Genomic DNA, 22,994 nt, shown 5'->3' with positions numbered 1-22,994 from the left:
CAAAAGGAAGGGGTAGTGAAAAAGACAAACAGATTTAGCACATGGATATTCGTGGCTATCGTCGGACTGATAGGCGCCATCCTAATCTGGATTGATAATCCAGTTTTGCGTCCCGAAACGCGGGAACATAAACTTTGGTATTCCTTAGCGATAGCAATTCTATGTTTATTGATCCTGCTGAGTGATGATTTCATTAAGCGGTGCTGGTATTGGTTAGTATCCCATGAGTTTTTCCGGCGGCTAAGTTTGGTTGGCACCAAAGAACAGGTTTCCCATGCTGCTCAGTCTGCAAGTTCTGAGCTTCATAAAACCGTCAGCGTCATTCGTCAGGCATTGCGTCATCATTATGGCCACTTCTGGAACCGCAAAGTTCGTATCCTGCTTGTCACCGGAACCATGGCTGATGTTGAACGGCTTACGCCAGGATTGACTCATCAGCTCTGGCAGGAAGATCGCGGCACATTATTACTCTGGGGCGGCGTTCCTGAATCCTCACCCGATGAAAGTTGGCTGACTGCCCTTAAACGTCTGCGTCGTCGTCCGGCGGATGCGATGGTCTGGGTCACCTCTGCCGCTGACCATCTTGCCGACACTTCGGGCGTGCCTGCCTCAGCGTTGCCCTCTGCCGCCATGATGGACGCCACCGCGCACGCGTTATCTGCACGCTACGAGAAGCTGGGCTGGCGACTGCCGCTTTATGTCTGGTCGCTGCATCCGCGCGCCGAAAAGCAGCAGGGCCGCATGACTCAGGCGGTGGGCGTTCAGACACTCACTTCAGGAAAAATAGACAAGTTACTGGCGGAGCTGGCAGCTCACCTCACCTCGCAGGGCATTCAGCAGGCGGCAGGTTCGCCGCAGCATCGTTTCCTGCTGAGCCTGGCAGATCAACTGACGCGTGAACCTGAAACACTCAACGCGCTGATTGCACCACTGCAGAATCCGTATCGACCGCTACCGCTGGCGGGGCTGGTATTCAGTCCGCCTTCTGAAGGTGCAGAGCGCGCGGTGCCCAATCACTGGGGCCGCGATAATCGCTGGGATGCGCTGCCGTCCACATTCACTTCGCTGCCCGCGCACCTGCGTCCGCAGCGTCGCGGCTTTTCCTGGTCGCGCCTGCTGGCATCCGTGGCGTGCCTGGCGGTGATTGCCTGGGGCGCGGGCCTGCTGGTGTCGTTCACCACCAACAGCAGCGTTATCAGCAACGCCCACATGCAGGCGATGCAGGCAGCCGATACCGGACAACCTCCGCAGCAGCGTCTGATGGCGCTTTCTGATCTGCAGAAAACCATGCAGCGCCTGCAACATCGTGCGGAGCACGGTGCGCCCTGGTACAGCCGTCTTGGGATGAATCAAAACGACGCGCTGCTGGCGGCACTGTGGCCGCGTTACGCGCAGGCGGCGCTGCCGTTGCTGCGCGATGCGGCAGCCACGCATTTGCGTAAGGAGCTGCAGACGGTCGCTGACCTTCCGCCCGACAGCCCGCTGCGTGACACCCTCGCCAAACCGGCTTACGCCCAGCTCAAGCTGTGGCTGATGCTGGTGCGCCCGGAGCGTATGGATTCAGCATGGTTCAGCCAGGCGCTGATGCAGGACTGGGCGCAGCGCGCAGATGTGGCTACAGGTTACTGGCAGGGCACAGCGCCCGGCTTACTGGCGTTTTACGGCGCAGGTCTGGTTGCGCATCCTGAATGGAAACTAAAGGCGGACCCGGAACTGACCGGCCAAGTGCGCGCGCTACTGGTGCGTCAGCTTGGCGTCAGCAACAGCGAATCGCGTCTGTATCAGCAGGTGCTGGCGCAGGTGTCGCGCAACTATGCCGATATGCGCCTTACTGACATGACTGGCGATACCGATGCGGCGCTGCTGTTCAGCACTGATGAAGTGGTACCGGGTATGTTCACCCGTCAGGCATGGGACGACGGCGTGAAACCCGCGATTGAGAAAGTGGCCAATGCCCGCCGCGAGGAGATGGACTGGGTGCTGGGCGACAATCCGCCGACGACCGGGAAATCCTCCTCGCCTGATGCACTGGAAGCACAGCTTACCAGTCGCTACTTTGCCGACTACAGCGCAGCCTGGCTGAACTTTCTTAATAGTCTGCGCCTGCAGCCCGCGCCGACGCTGTCGGATGCCATTGACCAGCTGACGCTGATGGCCGACGTGCGTCAGTCGCCGCTGGTGGCGTTGATGAACACGTTGAACGTGCAGGGGCGTACCGGTCAGACCGGCGGGGCGCTCGCCGACTCGCTGGTGAAGTCGGCGCAGAACCTGTTTAGCAAAGATAAGCGCCCGGCAATTGATCAGAATGCCGGGCCGAGCGGTCCGCTGGATGCCACCTTTGGTCCGCTGCTGTCGCTGACCGACGCGCAGGGCAGCTCGTCTTCAATGAATCTGCGCACTTTCCTGACCCGCGTCACGCAGGTGCGCCTGCGTCTGCAGCAGGTCACCAACGCCGCCGATCCGCAGGCGATGACGCAGACGCTGGCGCAGACGGTGTTCCAGGGCAAAACCGTCGATCTGACTGAAACCCGCGACTACGGCAGCCTGATTGCCGCTGGTCTGGGGCAGGAGTGGAGCGGCTTCGGGCAGACGGTATTTGTGCGGCCGATGGAGCAGGCCTGGCAGCAGGTATTAAGCCCGGCGGCTGAAAGCCTCAATGCCCAGTGGCAACAGGCGGTAGTGAGCGAGTGGAACAGCGCCTTTGGTGGCCGCTATCCGTTCAAAAACGTCAGCAGCGAAGTTTCTCTGCCGCTGCTGGCGAAGTATCTCAACAGCGATACCGGCCGCATCACCCGCTTCCTGCAAACGCGACTTAGCGGCGTGCTGCACCGAGAAGGCACACGCTGGGTGCCGGACAGCATCAATGCGCAGGGGCTGACCTTCAACCCGGCATTCCTGAAAGCGATTAACCAACTGAGTCAGATTTCCGACGTGGTTTTCACCACCGGTGAAGCGGGACTGCACTTTGAGCTACGTCCCGGCACGGCGGCAGGCGTATCGCAGACGACGCTGACCATCGACAGCCAGAAGCTGGAGTACGTGAACCAGATGCCTGCCTGGAAGCGCTTCACCTGGCCGGCAGATACCGAAGCGCCGGGCGCAACGCTGAGCTGGGTCAGCACCGAGGCGGGCACCCGCCTCTATGGCGACATGCCGGGTGGCTGGGGCTTGATTCGTTTGCTGGACAAAGCGCAGGTCACCGCTAATCCAGGCATCAGCAGCAGCTGGCAACTGAGCTGGGCCGCGCCCGACGGTCGCACGCTGAATTACATTCTGCGCACCGAAGCCGGTGATGGCCCGCTGGCGCTACTGCGGCTGCGCAATTTCACGCTGCCATCAGACATATTTCTTCAGAGCGCCACAACTGTCGCGCCGGAAGATCTTAACGTCACGGAGGACGAATAATGCCGCTTAAATCTCTTATCAGCGCCTGTGGTGAAGACGCTGAGACGCTTCGCGCTCAGGCAAAACAGCAAATCGCACTGTGGAATAACTGGCTGCAGCCGGTATCGGCGGACAATCCCGCCGGTGAGGACCCGACCTATCACGACGGTTTTCAGCAGATGCAGGAGGAGGTGAACCGCCTTTCCGGGGCGGACACCGCGCTTATCTGCGAGCTGGCGGAAAACCTACTCACCTCTGTTACGAAAGACATCCGCGTGGCGGCCTGGTACAGCTGGGCACGCCTGCAGCTTGATGGCGAAGCCGGGCTGGCTGATGGCTTGTCATTAATGGCCGGGCTACTGACGCAGTTTGGCAGCAGCCTGCATCCACAACGTGCGCGCAGCCGTGAAGCCGCGCTGCGCTGGCCCGCCGGTTCGCGCATGCTCGACACACTTTCACTTTATCCAGAAGTCACCAAACAGGATGCGTTGCGTATCGCTGGCGCACTGTTGCTGATTGAGGACGCGAGCCTGGAGCACGGCGGTGCCGGGCTGGGCAGTCTGTATGCGGCGCTGGAAAATCGCCTGCTTAAAGCGGGTGGCCCGGATGCGGTGGTGCCACAGGCGGCGGGTGAGGGTGATAAGCATCAAACCAGCGGTCCGGCTGCGCCACAGATGGGGGCGATAGCCTCCGGACGCGAGTTGCTGGATCAGGCGCGCACGCTGTCGAAATACCTGCGTGATCAACCCGGCGGCTGGCTTGCTGCGCACCGTCTGATGAAATCCCTGCGCCACGATACGCTGCTGCAACTGCCGCCGCTTTCCGGCGACGGCAAAAGCCGTATCGAACCGCCTAAGGCAGACCAGCGCGCTCAGCTTAAACGTCTTTGGCTGCAGCAGAGCTGGCAGGAACTGACCGAGCAGGCCGACAGCCTGTTTTCGCGTGGTGGTAACCATTTCTGGCTTGACCTGCAGTGGTACATCCATCAGGCGCTGACGCGCGCCGGCAACACCACGCTTGCCGCCATCGTGCAGGACGATCTCAAAGGACTGTTGTCGCGCCTGAACGGCCTGGAAACGCTGGCGTTCAGCGACGGTACGCCGTTTGCCGATGAGGTGACGCTCGGCTGGATACAGCAGCAGGTGATGAACACCGAACCAGTGTGGGGCGAGGGGACGTCAACGTCAGCTGGTGCCAGCAATGAAGATGATATCCTGCAACTGGAAAGCGAAGCCGTAGAGCTGGCCGATCGCGAAGGTATCGAAACGGCGCTGAATTGGCTGCAGCATCGGCCGGGAACTGCTTTACCGCGACAGCAGTGGCTGCTGCGTCTGCTGATGGCGCGCGTCGCTGAGCAGTTCGGTCGTCAGGAAATGGCGCTGCACCTGCTGGGCGCACTGGATAACAGCGCAGATGACATGACGCTCGGCCAGTGGGAACCGTCACTGCTGTTTGAAGTGAAATCGAGGCGGTTAAAACTCCTGCGCGCTCGCGCCGGGCGCAGTGAAGCGGATAAAGCACGAGTGCAGCCGGAAATGGAACAACTGCTGGCCGGGCTGGTTGATATTGATGCGGCGCGAGCTGTGGTGCTGTTGGGTTAATAATTCAAAAGGATGTTGCAATGTTATCTATTCGTGTACTCGCTCTGGTTATGGTGTGTTTATTATCCGGTTGCACTCAGCTCTTATGGACTTTAAATGACTATCAATCAAAAGGATATAACCGAGAAATAAAAATCGCAGACAGGGTTAATGGCATATTTAAATATAACAATGTCAGCCTAACTGTAAGTGGTGGGGAAGGTGAAAAGGATATCATCAGACTACCAGAAAACGGTGTTGGATTTGTGGGGGAGAAAAATATTTACTTCGTAACGGTCAATGGTAATGAGTTGCTTGCATTAGATGCGATCATAAAAAATATCCCATTGAAAATGAATGATCATGATAAATACATAAATATCGGCGTGAATAGCTATTATGATAAAAATGTTAATGCTGCCTTTAAGCAAGTAATGAATGTCATGACCAGACAGTCTGTGGCTGAATTAACGGCATCGCAAAAAACATTGCTGGAAAGCAATGGCTTTAAATATACTAATGGTTACTATCATCGACTGGTAAGCATCGAAGGAATTATCATAAACAGACAGCGATTAGGAAATTCATTCCCGGATGCTTCATCTCTAAATGATAGTTATCAAGTCCGTTTTTACTCTGATTATTTATCCAATAACGTTGATGCTGGAAAGCTGGCATTCAACCTTGCAATGACACCTGTTACTTTTATAGGTGATATCATTCTCAGTCCTCTTTATTTGATTTCAACGATGCAATGATTATCACTGTTAATTATTAAGTGTTATGTCTGGGAGTTGGGTTTGAAATGTTCAAAACCATTGTTCGATGTTATATTTCTGGCTGGCGCAATACCTTTAATTATAGAGGATATGCGAGCAGGAAAGATTTTTGGTTTTTCATTTTTGTTAATTTAATAATTTTAAACTTATATTCAGTAATAACTGGAATGCTGACTCTAACTGGAAGTAGCATAGTTGATGTCTTATTGTTCCTTTCGATGGAATTTTCTCTTCAATTGTTATTTATAAGCATCCTTATCATCCCTGTAATGTCCTTAGGCGTAAGAAGAATGCATGATATCGATAGGAGTGGCTGGTGGTTTAGTAGCCTGCTACTTAGCAATATTTTTATTATTCCTGCATTCCTTGGTGCTCTGGTCAGCAGTATTGCAAATCACTTTTCATGGGATATCGCACTCTCAATATCTATCTGGGCAAGCCTGGTGTTGAATTTAGGCGTTATTTTTTACCTGACATATCTGTGTTGCAAACCTTCAGTAAGACCATCACCGCTTCCACATTAACGCAATAAAAAAACAATCAGAATGCCGTAATGAAAGATCTCACCCTGCGCTATTACGACACCGAAATGCGCTAGCTGCGTAATGCCGCTAAGGAATTTTCCGCCACGCAACCTGATAGCACTACGAAGGAGAAAATAGACCGGGCTGGCGCGCCGGATCCGATAGGTGGGTTAACTGCTAGGGATTAAATGATGAACGACCGTTTAGCGGAATGTTACGCCGGAGCCTGGCATAAAACATTCGATTATAAAAGCCGCACCACGCGCAAGGAATTCTGGTCATTTATTCTGGTCAGCACGCTCCCATCTTTATGTTCAGGCGCCGTGCTTCTTATTGCTCTTATTTGGTTTGATTTATGGGTGATTATATTTTGTGGAATTGGTCTTGCGACTGTTATGTCATTTTTCAGCGTAATCATTATTTTTCTTTTATGTCGCTGGGAATTCGACGCATGCACGATATTGGCCGCTCAGGCTGGTGGTTTGGCTTCCTGTTTATAGGAAGTGTTTTTTTCTTTCCTGTAAGTCTGTTTTTATTATACCTATGCAGTAAGCCTTTGCTCCATCCGCATCCGGTTTATCTCTGAATAAATAATTAGAGCTCTGTGTAGAATGTTTAAGATTCACTATGTAACTTAATTATCAGTATCTTTACGTCATGGAGGACATGATGAATACATCCGGTATTCTACAGAAAGTTTTGTCGTTCTCATTAAATCGCTATTATCTCGATTTACCGGGCAGCACCTTTAGTACTGATGTTGAAGAGATTGAGGGAAAGGAGGAGATGAGCGAACTGTATCGTTACACAGTTCGTTTCACCAGCGATGCTGGCGACATACCGCCTCAGCAGATGCTGCGGAAAAAAGTCTGGTTAAATATGCAAGCTCCCTCAGATGAGCTGAAATCGGTATTGCCTGAAAAAATCGTTAAAGTCATACACGGAGTGATAACTCACTTTCGGCGATTGCAAGGTTCACGCGATCAAGTAAGCTATGAAATTATTATTGAGCCATTTGTTTCACTGCTAGGTAAACAATTCCACAGTCATCGATTTTTCGTCAATAAATCAGTGCCTGAAGTGGTAACGAAAATACTTACTGAACATGGTCTGGAAGCCTGGCAATACCAATTTAGCCTGAAGCAAAGCTATCCAAAGCGCGAACAAATTAATCAGTACCAAGAAAGCGATCTAAAATTTATTCAACGTTTACTGGCTGAAGTAGGAATTTTTTTCTACTTTCGCTTACAGGAGGATGCGCGCACTGAAGTAATCCATTTTGGTGACAGTCAGGTGTCGTTTAATACTGTCAAATCGCTGCCGCTTAACAGCCCTTCAGGTATGGGTGATTGCGGAAAAGATTCGATCTGGGAACTAAATCTTAATCATCAGGTTGTGGAAGCTAGCGTATCCGCTAAAGATTATAACCATCGTGAGGCGCAATATATTTTACGGTCTGCGGAAGCGGATATGACACGGGGCGATGGCGATGAAACTAATTATGGCAAGGTTTATCATTATCGACCTCGCCATCCGCAATCTGGTGACAAGTACACACCAGCTGCAGAAACCGCAAACTTCTATGCACGTTTGGATCATGAACGCTTCCTCGCTAGCCGAACATCCATTACAGGAATAAGCACCGATCCCTCTCTGGCTGCTGGGCAAACGCTGATAATAACCGACAATAGTGTTCCTTCAACCTTGCCAGAGTTGCTGCATAACCCACTGGTAATTATAAAGTTGAAGTTCGTTGCCAGTCGGGAATCAGCTATGCGAGTGACGATTGGCGCCGTGCCATACAGTGAAACAATTTGCTGGCGTCCAGCAATGCTTGTACGCCCTAAAGTCAGCGGCACTATGACAGCGCGAATCACTAGCGCAAAAGATAATGATATCTACGCCTGGCAGGACGCTTCAGGTCTTTATCGTGTGGTGTTTGATGCGGATGAAGAGAGCAAAGATCGCGGGCAGGAGAGCATGCCAGTGCGACTCGCCAAACCTTATGGCGGCGATATGTATGGCTTCCACTTCCCACTGATTCAGGGAACGGAAGTAGCGATAGCCTTCCGCGAAGGTGATCCTGACCAGCCTTATATTGCTCACGCGCTTCATGATTCGCGCCATGTCGATCACGTCACCGAAAAGAACAGCACACGCAACGTTATCCGCACCGCAGGTTCAAACAAACTGCGCATGGAAGATAAGCGCGGTGAAGAGCACGTCAAACTCAGCACCGAGTATGGTGGTAAATCACAGCTAAGCCTGGGGCACCTGGTTGATTCCTCGAGAGCCAAACGCGGTGAAGGTTTTGAACTGCGCACGGACAAGTGGGGCGGGATTCGTGCTGGAAGCGGTATTTTTATAAGTGCAGATAAGCAACCTGGCGCTGGTGCAGAAGTGCTTGAGATGCAGGATGCACTTAACCGCTTGCACAATGCAGGCAATCAAATGCAGCAGTTAGCTGATGATGGAAAAGCCGCAGGCGCAGAACCTGCGCAAGTGGAAACTCAACTTAATTTCATGCGCGAAGAGTTAGAACAGCTCAAGCAAGCAGTCGCACTGCTTAGTGCGCCGCAGGGAATCGCGTTAACCAGCGGTAAACATTTACAGCTTGCAGCGGCAAAGAACTTAATCGCCACCGCAGAGGCAGACGCTGATGTTGGCATCGTCAAACGCATGTTTATCGGTGTGGGCGAGGGACTGAATATATTTGTGCGCAGAATGGGTATCAAGCTATTAGCAAATCAGGGGCCGGTTTCGATTCAGGCGCAGAACGATCAATTGCAATTGCTTGCAAGGCAAGGACTGGAAATTACCAGCACCGAAGATGAAATTCATATCATTGCTAAAAAGAAAATCGTGCTGAATGCCGGGGGAAGCTACATCACGCTGGACCCGTGCAAAATTGAGTTGGGCACCGATGGTGACTTTGCGGTGAAATCAGCAGATTTCGCCTATAGCGGACCGGCAAGTATGACGGCGGAACATCCTGAATATCCCGAAATCCAATCCACCGCTAAGCAATTATTGAATCTCAAAGTACCAATGTCACCTGATGCAGAAGCCGGAAGCTGGGCTGGCATGCCGTATACGTTGTACGCCGATGGAGCAGCGATAAAACAGGGCGTGCTGGATAACACCGGCAATTTACCGATTGAACATCAAACCGTGACGAAATCTTATCGCTTGGTAATGGCAAACGGTGTTAGCTACCAGATTCCCATCGCCGCCACTTATCGCAATCCAGAGCAAGGTGTTCTAGCGAATCGCGGCATTCATCATCATCGCTCGCAAACTGAGGGCGAAATTAATGCTCCTGTTTCGCACACTGAGCACCGTTCGCTCTATGCCGCATTACTTGATGGTATTAATGACAGGGAAGAAGACGCATGAGTCAGTCAGATATCGTTTCACCTATTGCAACTGATATAACCCAGCAATGTGTGATTACACCCCCGTGGTTTGTACAGGGCAGCGAATATCAACCTTTGCCGGCGACCTATTTTCCGCTGATTAATGGTGAGGAAGCATTTGGTGCAGTGCATCATGCCATCGAAAATGCGCGCAAATCAGTGGATATTATTTGCTGGGGTTTTCAGCCTTCGATGTATTTTGTGCGTGATGGTCAAGCCCCATGTATTGGGCAACTATTAGAAGATCTTGCCCAGAAGCGTGGCATTGAAGTGAGGATCCTGGGTTGGGAAATGCCGTTTAATACCGCTGGATTAGGTGGTGAAGCTAATTTGCCGGGTAAATTTATTACTGGAGTTAAAAATAGAGCGGGTCAAACCTCGACTAATGATCAATTTTCTTTTGATCAGGATTGGTTTGAAAAATATGCGCTTGCTAACACCATTAAAGAGATATCGCGTGGAATAGGAACTACACCAAAAAAACTGCAGCAGTTCCCACAATTTGTCAGCCGTGGCTTTAATGTAGATGAGCGTGCGGAAATTGCTTATCAGACTAAGTTCAATAGCCTTGATAAAAATCTGAGCAATATGAGCACTGCTACTATGGCAGCAAGTGTTACACACCATCAAAAAACAGTGTTAGTGGATTATGAACTGCCGGAGAGAGCGGTTGGTTTTGTAATGGGTCACAACATGCTGGATGAATACTGGGACACAGACGCGCATTCAGCTGCTAATCGAGGTGAGAATAGACTCCCACCGAATAAAGGTGCGACTGGTGCTCTGCCACGTCAGGACATTTCCAGCCGGGTAACCGGACCAATACTAGAGCATTTGCATCATAATTTCGCGACTGCATGGAAGAGAGAAACCGGTCAGGATCTCTTGTTGCAGCGTCATGCCAGTGAAGTGGCTAAAAAAATGAAGCCGCAAAGATCGCTTGGTGCTCCATTAATGGCACAATTGCTGCGCACTCAGGCGCAGGAAGGTAAACGAGATATTGAGAAACTCTATTTGCAGGCAACAAACAATGCAACGCAGTTTATCTATATTGAGAACCAATATTTCCGCTGGCCTCCACTGGCAGAATTGATCAAGAAAGTCGCAGCAGATCAGACTCGTGAAGGACGCGATCCAGGAAAACACGGATCACTATATCTTTTTGTTACAACCAATGTGAGTGAGCAGGGAATTGGGCCTGGCAAAGTGAATACGCAACGTATGCTCGAGAGTTTGGGGCGTGCTGATACTATACCTGGAATTACCAAATTAAGACGTAAAGAGATGTTGTGGAATGAAATGCCAACTCCACCATCTATTGATGCAACCTACGCTGATAAATTAAAATATATTCAGGGTCGAGATAAGAAAAAAGCTGAAATCAGAGCAAAAGAAAAGGAAGTTGATAATAGTGTGGTTGTTCCAGTAGAACATCCCGGGTTAAAAATTCATGTCTGCTCTTTAGTTGCTCCTGACTCTGATCCAAATGATTGGATGCCAGTATATATTCACTCTAAGTTAATGATCATCAATGATGTATTTACCACGCATGGGTCGGCCAATATCAATACTCGAAGCATGCAGGTTGATAGTGAAATGAATATTGCTCATTGTAATACATCAGTAACAAAGGTGATGCGGAAGAGATTGTGGAATTTGCATACTAATAATTTAGGTGGGCAGGATGATGCACGGGAAGCATACATAGAATGGGATAGATTAATTCAAAGTAATAAGGTTTTTGAAGGTGAACATCATCCTCCAGAAGTTTCTGTTATTGAGTTTTACTATGCTGAAACAAAGTTAACCGATTTGGATTAATCATGAAAAATATTTTGTGTTTTATTTTACTGCTTATTGCCTGCGATCAGAGCAGGGGATATGCTTCATTGATAGGTAAAGGCACCATGGATTCATTGTTAAATTTAAATTATAAAAAAGAGTTTGTTTGCAGCCGGCAAAAAATGATTGAGTCATCGCCTGATGCAGAGGTTATATTTAACTATGCGCGTTGGATGCAAAAAAATAATCAACTTAAACAAGATGAGAACGTGTACTCTCAAGTAGAACGCCTTTATCGTATTGCTTCAGAGAATGGTAATGCTAAAGCTAACATAAACTTACAAAATGGTTCACTTAGAGGGTATTTTTATTTAAAAGATGATGAGCGTTTGCGTATGAGTCAGGAGTTAATTAATCATGGCATTGGTGCTGGGTATTATTTTGTTGCGATCTATCTTCAGCATGGTGTTGCAGGTTTACAGAAAGACCAAGAGATGGCTTTACGTTATATGCGTAAAGCTGCTGATGAAGGAAATCCACAAGCGCAGGCTTATGTTGGTGATAAATTAGCACCAAAAGATATTGCTCCTGAGATTGGTTTACAACTCCGCCGTTGTGCAGCAGAGCAAGGAGAAGGAAGGTCTGCGCTTTCCTTAGGGATTTACTATCAATTAAACAAGCAATTTGAGGCTGCCATTGAAGCATTCCAATTAGGCGTTTCTGCAGGTGATGCAGCATCTGCAAGCTTCCTAAAACATGGTTTTGACGGTCCGACAATATCAGAAAAAATTAATTATTTAGGGCAACAAAAAGATACTGAACGTACTAAAAGATATGAAATTATAAGTACAATTCTGAATGATTATTCTTATGCAAACCCTTCCATTCCAGAAATAGATGAAATTGTGCCACTTCCACCCGCACCGTTACCCGCCTGGGATGGAAAGTTGAAATGGCTGGAAGAACGAGAAGCCAATATTCCACCTGAAAAGCCCAGTGAAGCACTGATTCACCAAATGGCACGAGATAAACAGCTCGATCCTGCTACCGGCAAACCATTACCAGAGTCACCACATTTTGTTCGTGATGATTCCATCAAGCTATCATGCCGTAATGGTGAGGTGTGTCCCGTGAGTGGATATTGGGAAATGGAATGGTGGGATTACAACAGCCTAAATACTCAGAGGATAGTGCGCTTTAATCAGGGGGATATTCTGCCAGCTGACAGAGTACGGCGCGTTGTCACTCGTCCCTGGCCATTTGAGGACAAAATTGTGATTGAAGAGAAAATGATGGCGTGGCGTTTAATCGCTGAAGCTTAAGGTGTTCTTTTAAAAGTTCTGATGTTACCTAAATTTGACGTCCGAAGTTTGGCGGCATGCCATAAACGTTACATTTTAATTCTTCAGTAATAAAGAGGGTCATGCTGGCAAATCGCGGCATTCATCATCATCACTCGCAACCTGCAGAAGAAATTAATGCTCCGGATTCGCACACCGGGCACCGTTCGCTCTATGCCGCATTACTTGATGGTATTAATGACAGGGAAAAAGACGCATGAGTCAGTCATATATCGTTTCACCTATTGCAACTGATATGACCCAGCAATGTGTGATTACACCGCCGTGGTTTGTACAGGGCAGCGAATATCACCCTTTGCCAGCAACATATTATCCATTGATTAATGGTGAGGAAGCATTTGGTGCGGTGCATCATGCCATCGAAAATGCGCGTAAATCAGTGGATATTATTTGCTGGGGTTTCCAGCCTTCGATGTATTTTGTGCGTGATGGCAAAGCACCCTGTATTGGGCAATTATTGATTGATATTGCTGAAAAGCGTGGCGTTGAAGTAAGAATACTGGCCTGGGAAATGCCGTTTAATACTGCCGGATTTGGTGATGAAGCAAATTTACCTGGAAAGTTTTTGCCGATTGTAAGAAACCGCGCAGGTCAGACTTCTACCGATACACAATTTGATTATGACTGCTGGTGGTTTAAAACCTCTGCGCGCTTTAATACCATGAAGGAGATGGTCCGGGGAAAAGAAAGCACGCTTGAGAAACTTTATCCTTTTCCACATTTTGTTTGCCGTGGTTTTAATGCGAGGGATCGTGCTGAAATTGCATACCAGGCAAAATTTAAGGCTCTTGATAAAAACCTGAGTAACTCAACGATTGCTACTATGGCAGGAACTGTCACACATCATCAAAAAACCGTATTAGTGGATTATGAACTGCCCGAGAGGGCCGTGGGTTTTGTGATGGGACATAACATGCTGGATGAGTACTGGGATACTGATGCACACTCAGCCAGGAATCGGGGTGCTCATGCACCCGAACCGAATAAAGGTGCGACCGGTGCTCTGCCACGGCAGGATATTTCAAGCCGGGTAACCGGGCCAGTCCTGGAACATTTACACCATAATTTCGCGACTGCCTGGCAGAAAGAAACCGGGCAGAATCTTCTGTGGCAGCGTAATGCCAGTGAGGCTGCTAAAAACATGCGGCCGCAAAAATCACTTGGCACGCCGATTATGGCGCAATTGCTGCGCACCCAGGCGCAGGCAGGTAAGCGCGATATTGAGAAACACTATTTACAGGCAACAAATAACGCCACACAGTTTATCTATATTGAAAACCAGTATTTCCGCTGGCCACCACTGGCAGAATTGATTAAGAAAGTCGCTGCGGATCAAACTCGAGGAGGGCGCGATCCGGGTAAACACGGCTCGCTTTATGTTTTTGTTACCACTAATGTGACTGATGGCGGTATTGGAGCAGGTACAGTAAACACGCAACGTATGCTGGAGAGTTTAGGCCGGGCAGATACCATTCCAGGTATTACCAAATTAAGACGTAAAGAGGCGCTGTGGAATGAAATGCCAAGTCCGCCATCGATTGATGCCTCACTTGATGAAAAAATAAAATATATTAAGGAAAGGAAGGATAAAGAGGCGGAAGTCAAAGCGAAAATGCAGGAAATAGACAATAGTGCCGTTGTCCCCGTAGAGCATCCGGGATTAAAAATCCACGTCTGTTCGCTGGTGGCACCTGATTCAGAGGGAAATAACTGGATGCCAGTTTATATTCATTCAAAACTGATGATTATCAATGATGTTTTTACCACCCATGGTTCAGCCAATATCAACACACGAAGTATGCAGGTCGATAGTGAAATGAATATTGCGCATTGTAATGCACCAGTAACCAAGAAGATGAGGAAGCGATTATGGAATCTGCATACGAATAATTTGGGTGGGCAGGATGATCCTGAAATTGCATTTGATTATTGGAATGATTTGATAAAAAAGAATCAGGCGTTAAAAGATTCAGGTAGTTCACCTAAAGCTTCGGTTGTTCCTTTTATGTATTCAAAAAACAAATTAAGTGATCTAGATTAAATATGAGATTTTTAATATTTTTAGCCCTTTTTCTTGTTGCATGCGATCAAAAAAATATCAGTTTATCAACAAAGAGTGACGCAATGAATCCATTGAATGCAATAAAGATTAAGTTAGACTTTTCTTGTAAATATCAAAGAGTTAACAATGGGAGTGATAACTCTTATTTACTATTTAGTTACGGTCGCTGGTTGCAAAAAAATAATCAGCTCAAACAGGATTTAAATACTAATGCCGAAATAGAACGCTTATACCGTATCGCAGCGGAACATGAAAATGCAAAAGCTATTATCAATTTATTAAATGGATCGTTGAGAGGTTATTTCATCCTAAATAATGAAGAGAAATTGAGTTTCAGTCAGACGTTAATTGACGAAGGGATTGGTGCTGGATATTATTTTATAGCTCTATATTTACATAATGAAGCAGCTGGTCTTAAGCAAGACTATGAAATGGGATTACGCTACATGCGTAAAGCCGCAGATGAAGGCAGCCCACAGGCCCAGGCTTACGTGGCTAATATACTTGCACCATTAAATATGGCACCAAGTGTTAGTCGAAAGTTGCGTCGTTGTGCTGCTGAGCAGGGAGAGGGAGATGCAGCAAACGCTTTGGGGATCAACTACCAGATAAGCAATGAGTTTCATAATGCAATTGAAATGTTTCAATTAGGAGTGGCCGCAGGAGATTCGAGTTCGGCTAGTTATTTATCTGGTGGTTTTAATGGGGCTGATAAAAACAATGATCTTTATTATTTAGGACTAAAGGAAGATAAAGAACGATCTCGACGTTATCATGATATTAAGAAAATTTTATCCCGTTACTCGTATGCTAATCCCAAAGTTCCAGAAATAAACGAAATAGTTCCATTGCCACCCGCACCGTTACCAGCCTGGGATGGAAAGTTGAAATGGCTGGAAGAAAGAGAAGCCAATATTCCACCTGAAAAGCCCAGTGAAGCACTGATTAACCAAATGGCGCGGGATAAACAGCTCGATCCTGCTACCGGCAAACCATTACCAGAGTCACCACATTTTGTTCGTGATGATTCCATCAAGCTATCATGCCGTAATGGTGAGGTGTGTCCCGTGAGTGGATATTGGGAAATGGAATGGTGGGATTACAACAGCCTAAATACCCAGAGGATAGTGCGCTTTAATCAGGGGGATATTCTGCCAGCTGACAGAGTACGGCGCGTAGTCACTCGTCCCTGGCCATTCGAGGACAAAATTGTGATTGAACAGAAAATGATGGCGTGGCGTTTAATTGCTGAGGTTTAAATATTATGGTTTGTTTTATTTAAATGTATTGCCGCCAAAAAATGTTGGCGTTTTCTCAGTTTAAAGGAGTGATTTAATGAAAGGAATTATCCGATTAGGCGATAGCCATGCTGGTGGCGGCACGGTGTTGGAAGGTTCAACCACAATGAAATTTTCTGGTATCGGCGCAGCACGTAAGGGGGATGCGGTTATTTGTCCTATTATTGGTCACGGTAAGAATTTCATTGCTGAGGGCCATGCTACGTTTAAAGATAATGGTGTGCCAGTGGCATTTCAGGGGCATCGGTGTGCGTGTGGTTGTGAATTAATCTCCAGCCTGACACAAGCTGTGGCAGAGTAATTATGGCAATCAACCTCAGGCAGGTACCTACTGCGCTCAAACAACCTGAATTACCAAGATTGTGGATCTGGCTATTATTACTCGCTCTGTTTTTGGTATCTGGCACCGCTTATCAAATGTCAGTAAATTTGGAAAATAAAGCCATCGATGCTGAAGCCTTTTGGGAAAAAGCATTAGTGATTCCAGCCGCTATTTGGTTCACGCTGTTAGTCCTTCGAATGGTTTATTATTCCGGGGATGTTGCAACAGTTGATAAACTGAATGCTAAAAGAGAAAAGGCTATTCAGCAACAAGTGCAATTGGGTCAGCGCTACCTCAACATCTTAGACGTCAGCCTTCATACTGCATTGCGTTTTCCTGATGATCAGGATGGTAAAAAACAATGGCAGGCGATCCAACAAAAACAGCAGGCACTGAAAACCCAGCCTTCATGGCAAAGCGAACGCGGTATTAGACATAGCCGGTTAAATGCCACGGCTGAACAATCGCCGGAGCAAATACTTAACCAAGCAATGACCGCAACAATTAATCAATTGAGTAAGACGTTAGCATCGTTTCCATCTGATTTACCGCTGCATCTACTACTGGAAAATCACATCGGCATACCGGATATCAATTTTCAAAAAATGTGGCAGCAACATTTTAACGATGCTCATATCCAGCAAGCGATTGAATGGCTGCATGGTTCTGGACTTCAAGCTATTGATGAGTGGCTTGATCATTGCAGCAATAAATCCTCATTGCTTTTAGTATTAGCCGTCAATTTTGCCCCTGTACAGCTGGAAGGATCGGCTGAATCGCTAGTTTATTTACTGCTGGCAAATCCGGGTTTGCCAGATTTGCCCAAACCGCTAGCGCAATTGCATCGACCTGAACAGGCTTACAGTGTGACTGAGGAGGATCTGAACTATGCGGTGCAACATGCTGCGCTGTGGGGAGATGCCACGACTGAACAAATCAAAAGCGGATGGTTGGTTGGCATACATTCTTCATGGCAGCAGAGGGTAGCAATGGCTCTTAAAGCGCTATCGTTACCGCTCAATATTGGACAGGATCTGCACGACATTAACAGCACGTTGGGTTATCCGGGGCCTGCTGCATGCTGGCTTACTATCGCTTGCGCCAGTTCATCTTTGAATGAAGGTCCACAGATCATGCTTAGTGGAACGGGATTAGAAACCGAGCAATTGTGGGCCACGCTGATCGTGCCAGCTAAAGACCAAAACTCTAATACTTAACGCAACAACACATGGCTCAATAATGAAAGATCTCACCCTGCGCTATTACGATACCGAAATGCGCTACCTGCGTGATGCCGCAAAGGAATTTGCGGCTACGCATCCTGATCGCGCTGCGATGCTTAACCTTGACCGGGCTGGCGCGCCGGACCCGTTTGTTGAACGTCTGCTGGAGGGCTTTGCCTTTTCCGTTGGTCGGCTGCGTCAGAAAATTGATGACGACTTGCCGGAGCTGACCGAAGGGCTGGTCAGCATGCTCTGGCCGCATTATCTGCGCACCATTCCTTCACTGTCGGTAGTGGCGCTGACGCCGGACCTGCCAAAAATGAAAATGGCGGAGGTGGCGCCAGCCGGACTGGAGGTCTATTCGCGTCCGGTTGGCCCGAAAAACACCGTGTGCCGCTACCGCACCACGCAGGCGCTGACGCTGAATCCGCTGGAAGTCGCTGGCGTGACAATGGCAACCGAGCCGGATGGGCGTTCGCTGCTGCGCATCCGCATCAACAGCAGCGGTCAGGCTGACTGGAATCAGACCGACCTGAGCCGCCTGCGCTTCTGGCTGGGTGAAGACGTACCGGTCAGTAACGCGCTGCACCAGATGCTGACGCGTCGCCAGGCGGCGTTGTATATCCGCCTTGCGGGTCAGGAAGAGCGTGCGCGGCTCGACGGCTGGTTCAGCCCCGGCGGATTTGTCGACGATGACCGGCTGTGGCCTAAGGGCGACAGCGCATTCAGTGGCTATCAGCTGCTGCTGGAATATTTCACCTTCCCGGAGAAATTCCGCTTTGTTCATCTCAACGGGCTGGAGAACATCACGCTGCCACTGGGCCTTGCGTATTTCGATATTGAGGTGGTGTTCAGCGCGCAGTGGCAGAACGATCTGCCGGTGACGGATGAATCACTGCGGCTGCACTGCGTGCCGGTGATCAACCTGTTCACGCTGGAGGCGGATCCGCTGACGGTGAGCGGACTGGAGAGCGAATACCTGCTTCGTCCGAAGCGACTGCAGGACGGCCATACCGAAATCTACGCGGTGGATGCGGTTAACGGTTCGGGTATTGGCGGCAGCGCAGATTACGTGCCGTTCTCCAGTTTCCGCCACAAGGGCGGCATGATGCGTCGCCTGGCACCTGAGCGCTACTTCCATACCCGCGTGCGCAAAGGCGTGAGCGGGCTACACGATACCTGGCTCATTCTCGGCGGCCAGCAATGGGAAGCGGGGCAGGAGCTTGCCAAAGATACGCTGTCGCTGCGCATCACCGGCACTAACGGTCAACTACCGCGCCGGGCGCTGCAGAGCACGCTGCTGGATCGCTGCGAACAGGTATTACAGACGCCGGTAACGGTGCGCAACCTGTGTCGTCCAACGCTGCCCGCTTATCCACCGGCAGAAGATCGCTTTCACTGGCGCGTGCTGAGCCATCTCGGCTCTGGCTTCATCAATATGATGAGCAGTGCAGAAGTGCTACGCGGCACGCTGGCGCTCTACAACTGGCAGGATGACGAGCTGTGTAACCGCAAGCTCGACGCCATTCTTGACGTGCAGCATCACCGTCTGCAGCGCTTTGAAAACGGTTATCTGCTGCGTGGTCTCGAAGTGGAAATCACGTTGGACAGCAATGGCTTCACCGGTGACGGTGACATCAACCTGTTCGGCGAGATGCTCAACCGCTTCCTGTCACTTTACGCCGACATGAATCAGTTCATTCAGCTCTCCCTCATCATCCGGCCAGAAGGAAAATGCATCCGGTGGAAAGAGAATCACAGCCAGCGCCTGCCCGGCTAATTGCGCAGCTGGGTGACCGGCTGCCTTACATGAACTTTTACCGCTTCTGCCAGCTGCTTGAGCAAAGCGATCCCGACGCGCCAGTGCCCGGCAGCGGCTGGCAGGTGCGCCATGAGCCGGTACGCTTCCGACCGCATCCGGGCATGGGCTTTCCGGCGGGCGAAATCCGCGGCTATGAAAATCCTGCCCGTCCCGGTTTGCCGCCGACTGTGCGCGTCAACTTTATGGGGCTGTACGGCACCGAATCGCCGCTGCCAACGCGCTATATCGATGACATCGCTCAGCGCCGTGATGGCCATGAGGCGATGCAGGATTTTCTCGATATCTTTAATCATCGCCTGACCACCCAGTTCTATCGTATCTGGCGCAAGTATTCCTATCCGGCAACCTTCGCAGAAGGCGGTCGCGATAATACCTCGCAGTATTTGCTGGGACTGGCCGGACTCGGCATTAAAGGCTGTGCGGAAAACGTCGCCACGCCGGTATCGCGTTTCCTGGCGCTTCTGCCAGTGATGTTGCTGCCGGGGCGCACCGGTGAGGGTGTGAGTTCGCTGGTCACCCTGCTGGCGCCGGATACGCGAGCGGAGATAAAGCCTTGGGAGCCGCGCCGCATTGAGCAGCGAAACGTCCTGGCGATGAGTGTACGTAAGCCGGTGAGCATGAAGAATCGCCCGGTGATGGGGACGCACGCCACCGACGTCAATGGCCAGGTGCTGATTCGGCTGTTTACCGACAATCGCGACGAAGTCAGCGGCTGGCTGCCGGGGGGACAACTGCATGGCGATTTTATGGCGATGCTGCACGTTTATCTCGGAGCGAAGCTCGATGCGCGACTGGAGCTATGCGTGGAGCGCAGCCTGCTACCCGATGCGCAGCTAAGCTGCCGTGAAGCTGATGCGGTGCTGCTGGGACGCACTGCCGTGCTGCCCCAGTTGAGCGCATCACATTCTAAAAGAGATGACGTTATTACTATTCAGCTCGGCCGCTATGAGCGCGTCCGGGTCAACACATCAAGGATTGAGACCGATGAAGAAGGCGATTACCGCTGGTAAAACCCTGCTCCCTATAATATTCGCGCTGGCCGTCAGCGGATGCGGACTGACGCAGAAAGTGTCGGACGGCACTGTTTCGATGACCAGAGCCATTTTCTACAAACAGATTAAAACGCTGCACCTCGACTTTGTCGCGCGCGAAGGTGTTAACCGCAATGCTCAGGGCGCAGCGTTGACCACCGTGGTGCGCGTCTGGCAGTTGAAGGATCGTAAAGCGTTCGACAGCTCGGACTATCCATCGCTGCTGGCCGCCGACAGCCAGGCGCTGAAGACCGATTTAGTGGCGGAGAAATCGGTGAGCGTGCGTCCCGGCGAGTCAGTGAGTATTGATGTGCCGATGGAAGAGAATGCAAAGTTTGTCGCAGTAGCGGGCATGTTTTTGTCACCGGACCAGCAGAATGAGAAATGGCGGCTGGTGCTAACGCGTGACGACCTCGATCCCGACAAGGCGCGCATTATTGAACTGGGCGACGGTACGTTGACGTTGCTGGCCGTGAAGAAGGAGTAATCATGACACCTTCACTTTACGACATTCTGTACGGCAATTTTGAAGGTGATCTGGAGCTGGAACGTGTTGGCGAAGAGAACCAGGTGATTTTGTCGGTGCTGGATAACATGCAGCGCATTCTCAACAGCCGCGCCGGTTCGCTGGCGCACCTGCCGGATTACGGCCTGCCCGATATGACGCGCATCCTGCAGGGCATGCCCGGCACCGCGCACCAGTTGATGCACACACTTTCCGGCGTGCTACTGAAATATGAGCCGCGTCTGAAGCGGGTTGGCATTGTGATGTTGGAGCAGACGCAGCCCGGCGAATTGCGCTATGCCATTGATGCCGAACTCAAAGAGGGCGGACTGGTGCGCTTCGGCACCGAATTTATGCCGGAAGGGCACGTGATGATCCGTCACATGAAACAGCAGCAATATCTGGATGCCAGGGCATCTGTTTAATTTTTTCGCCTGATTAGGGCTTTTCGGAACACAGCAATGACTTCATCTCAACCTCGCTTCGTCAAAACCGGTGGCGATCCGCGCGCGTTCGCTGAATATGCCGCGCTGCGCCAGGAAATGCAGAAACTCACGCATCCGGCGCGTCCGGATGTCGATTGGCCGCACGTCTCCACGCTCTGTTTAACGCTGTTCGAAAAAAACGGTGTCGAGCTGCAAAGCGCGGTCTGGTACACGCTATCGCGCGCGAACACAGCAGGATCGGCAGGTATGACGGAAGGCCTGGCGGTGCTAGTAGCATTGATTACCCGCGATTGGCCGACGTTATGGCCGCAACCGGCACATTCACGTATCGAACTGCTGGCGGGACTGAGTCGTCGGTTGCAGCAATTCCTGCGTACTCAAATGATAACCGAAGCAGACTTAACGGCGCTGAGCCAGGCGGCGCGCTTGCTCAGCGAGGTTGGCGATCATCTGCAACGTCTTGAACTGCGTCAGCTTAGTCAGATTGATCCGCTGCTGGACCGCATTCGCAGTGCGGTGGTGATGCTGGAACACTGCGATGTTTCAAAATCTGATGCTGTGACTAAGCTGCCTGAAGTCGTTCCGATTGAGAAGCCCGCACTGACGTTAGCAAGTGCAGAAGTCAGTGGCTGGGTGTACGTTCCATCTCCGGGTGCGCCGGCACCCGATTTGCGGCGGCTGCGCCGTCGGGCATTTATCAGTGGCGTGGGCGCGACGCTGCTGAGCGTGTTACTCATCGCCGCTACAGGCTATTTGGTTGTGCAAAAAACTGAGCAGGAATCTCCGTTGCAGCAGGCATTACTGGCTTCAATATCACCACTTGCTGCGCCTCTCACACCGGAAATGATGGCTGAGCTGCAAGCGAATCCCGCCGAATGGCTAAACGAAGCGGCATGGCTGGAGCAAACGCAGCAGCAATTGAACCGGCTACAAAACGTATCGCCGGACTGGAATCTGCAGCTCGGTAATGCGCTGGTAATGCAGGCCAGCCTGTTGTGGCCTGATTCGGATGCGGTTAAAACGATGAGCGCACGGTGGAACAAGCAGCTTAACGCGGCAGCAATGCCAGCAGATAAAATGCAGGGATGGCAACAGGGCATGGAGCAGCTCAACGCGTTGTCGCAGCGCCTGAATGGACTTGACGAGAAGCGCGGCAAATATCTGACGGTGAGCGAACTGAAAACAGCGGTCTACAATATGACGCAGGCGTTCAACGTAACGGTGCCACTGGAAGAGGAACTGCGCGTGTTGCAGCAATCGGACGATGACGCTACACAGAATCAGTTAACACAAGCGGAAATGCACCTGAAGCAGCTTATCGCCAGTTACCAAACGATAGCTACATCGTCAAAAGAGCAGGACTAGCAAAATCCGCAGCCAACCGGTATTCGCAGCTATCAAACTCTGCGGGGGTTTGAATCCCCCTTGCAGAAAACAGGCAAAAAAAAGCCTGAACTTT

General features: G+C 50.3%; 19 protein-coding genes. All 19 read left to right on the top strand.

Annotation, left to right across the window (positions count from 1 at the left end):
• The first annotated feature begins 15 nt into the window (after positions 1–15).
• Entirely contained in the window at positions 16–3,405 is a 3,390-nt protein-coding gene (locus K5Y32_RS08155; RefSeq protein WP_222182706.1) for an ImcF-related family protein, read from the top strand.
• Positions 3,405–4,985: a type VI secretion system protein TssA gene (tssA, locus tag K5Y32_RS08150; RefSeq protein WP_255602448.1), complete on the top strand. Its 1,581-nt coding sequence runs from the start codon at positions 3,405–3,407 to the stop codon at positions 4,983–4,985. The genes K5Y32_RS08155 and tssA overlap by 1 nt, the downstream gene beginning before the upstream one ends.
• 20 nt (positions 4,986–5,005) lie before the next feature.
• Positions 5,006–5,722: a hypothetical protein gene (locus K5Y32_RS08145; protein WP_222182704.1), complete on the top strand. Its 717-nt coding sequence runs from the start codon at positions 5,006–5,008 to the stop codon at positions 5,720–5,722.
• A 47-nt stretch (positions 5,723–5,769) separates the two neighbouring features.
• On the top strand, positions 5,770–6,267 hold the full coding sequence (locus tag K5Y32_RS08140) for a DUF805 domain-containing protein (protein ID WP_222182702.1): 498 nt from the start codon (positions 5,770–5,772) through the stop codon (positions 6,265–6,267).
• A 188-nt stretch (positions 6,268–6,455) separates the two neighbouring features.
• The gene (locus K5Y32_RS24865; RefSeq protein ID WP_255602446.1) at positions 6,456–6,767 is read left to right on the top strand and encodes a hypothetical protein; all 312 of its coding nucleotides are present in this window, start codon (positions 6,456–6,458) and stop codon (positions 6,765–6,767) included.
• Positions 6,698–6,853: a DUF805 domain-containing protein gene (locus K5Y32_RS25025; RefSeq protein WP_370635094.1), complete on the top strand. Its 156-nt coding sequence runs from the start codon at positions 6,698–6,700 to the stop codon at positions 6,851–6,853. Before K5Y32_RS24865 ends, K5Y32_RS25025 begins: the two co-directional genes overlap by 70 nt.
• Positions 6,854–6,933: 80 nt before the next feature.
• The gene (locus K5Y32_RS08130; protein WP_255602444.1) at positions 6,934–9,663 is read left to right on the top strand and encodes a type VI secretion system Vgr family protein; all 2,730 of its coding nucleotides are present in this window, start codon (positions 6,934–6,936) and stop codon (positions 9,661–9,663) included.
• The gene (locus K5Y32_RS08125; RefSeq protein ID WP_222182698.1) at positions 9,660–11,504 is read left to right on the top strand and encodes a phosphatidylserine/phosphatidylglycerophosphate/cardiolipin synthase family protein; all 1,845 of its coding nucleotides are present in this window, start codon (positions 9,660–9,662) and stop codon (positions 11,502–11,504) included. Before K5Y32_RS08130 ends, K5Y32_RS08125 begins: the two co-directional genes overlap by 4 nt.
• A gap of 2 nt (positions 11,505–11,506) precedes the next feature.
• Positions 11,507–12,787, top strand: coding sequence for a sel1 repeat family protein (locus K5Y32_RS08120; RefSeq protein WP_222182696.1), 1,281 nt, complete (start codon positions 11,507–11,509; stop codon positions 12,785–12,787).
• Between the two features lie 101 nt (positions 12,788–12,888).
• Positions 12,889–13,026, top strand: coding sequence for a hypothetical protein (locus K5Y32_RS08115; protein ID WP_192411639.1), 138 nt, complete (start codon positions 12,889–12,891; stop codon positions 13,024–13,026).
• Positions 13,023–14,867: a phosphatidylserine/phosphatidylglycerophosphate/cardiolipin synthase family protein gene (locus K5Y32_RS08110; RefSeq protein WP_222182695.1), complete on the top strand. Its 1,845-nt coding sequence runs from the start codon at positions 13,023–13,025 to the stop codon at positions 14,865–14,867. The genes K5Y32_RS08115 and K5Y32_RS08110 overlap by 4 nt, the downstream gene beginning before the upstream one ends.
• An 83-nt stretch (positions 14,868–14,950) precedes the next feature.
• On the top strand, positions 14,951–16,147 hold the full coding sequence (locus K5Y32_RS08105; RefSeq protein ID WP_255602442.1) for a sel1 repeat family protein: 1,197 nt from the start codon (positions 14,951–14,953) through the stop codon (positions 16,145–16,147).
• A gap of 76 nt (positions 16,148–16,223) precedes the next feature.
• A complete protein-coding gene (locus tag K5Y32_RS08100; protein WP_222182693.1) occupies positions 16,224–16,487 on the top strand; it encodes a PAAR domain-containing protein in 264 nt (87 codons plus the stop codon).
• Positions 16,488–16,489: 2 nt separating this feature from the next.
• Positions 16,490–17,725 (top strand): hypothetical protein, encoded by a 1,236-nt coding sequence (locus tag K5Y32_RS08095; RefSeq protein WP_222182692.1) that lies wholly within the window; start codon positions 16,490–16,492, stop codon positions 17,723–17,725.
• A 22-nt stretch (positions 17,726–17,747) separates the two neighbouring features.
• Positions 17,748–19,511 (top strand): type VI secretion system baseplate subunit TssF, encoded by a 1,764-nt coding sequence (gene tssF / locus K5Y32_RS08090; RefSeq protein WP_222182691.1) that lies wholly within the window; start codon positions 17,748–17,750, stop codon positions 19,509–19,511.
• Positions 19,466–20,563 (top strand): type VI secretion system baseplate subunit TssG, encoded by a 1,098-nt coding sequence (tssG, locus tag K5Y32_RS08085; RefSeq protein ID WP_222182690.1) that lies wholly within the window; start codon positions 19,466–19,468, stop codon positions 20,561–20,563. The genes tssF and tssG overlap by 46 nt, the downstream gene beginning before the upstream one ends.
• Positions 20,538–21,071, top strand: a complete 534-nt coding sequence (gene tssJ, locus K5Y32_RS08080; RefSeq protein ID WP_192411648.1) for a type VI secretion system lipoprotein TssJ — start codon at positions 20,538–20,540, stop codon at positions 21,069–21,071. Before tssG ends, tssJ begins: the two co-directional genes overlap by 26 nt.
• A 2-nt stretch (positions 21,072–21,073) precedes the next feature.
• Entirely contained in the window at positions 21,074–21,514 is a 441-nt protein-coding gene (gene tssE, locus K5Y32_RS08075; protein WP_222182688.1) for a type VI secretion system baseplate subunit TssE, read from the top strand.
• Positions 21,515–21,550: 36 nt separating this feature from the next.
• Positions 21,551–22,900, top strand: a complete 1,350-nt coding sequence (locus tag K5Y32_RS08070) for a VasL domain-containing protein (RefSeq protein ID WP_222182686.1) — start codon at positions 21,551–21,553, stop codon at positions 22,898–22,900.
• The last annotated feature ends 94 nt before the right edge of the window (positions 22,901–22,994 follow it).

The organism is Pantoea sp. DY-15 (assembly GCF_019795935.1).
Taxonomy (GTDB): Bacteria; Pseudomonadota; Gammaproteobacteria; order Enterobacterales; family Enterobacteriaceae; genus Pantoea; species Pantoea leporis.
The sequence above is the reverse complement of the archived record's forward strand: the minus strand, read 5'-3'. Positions and strand labels throughout refer to the sequence as shown.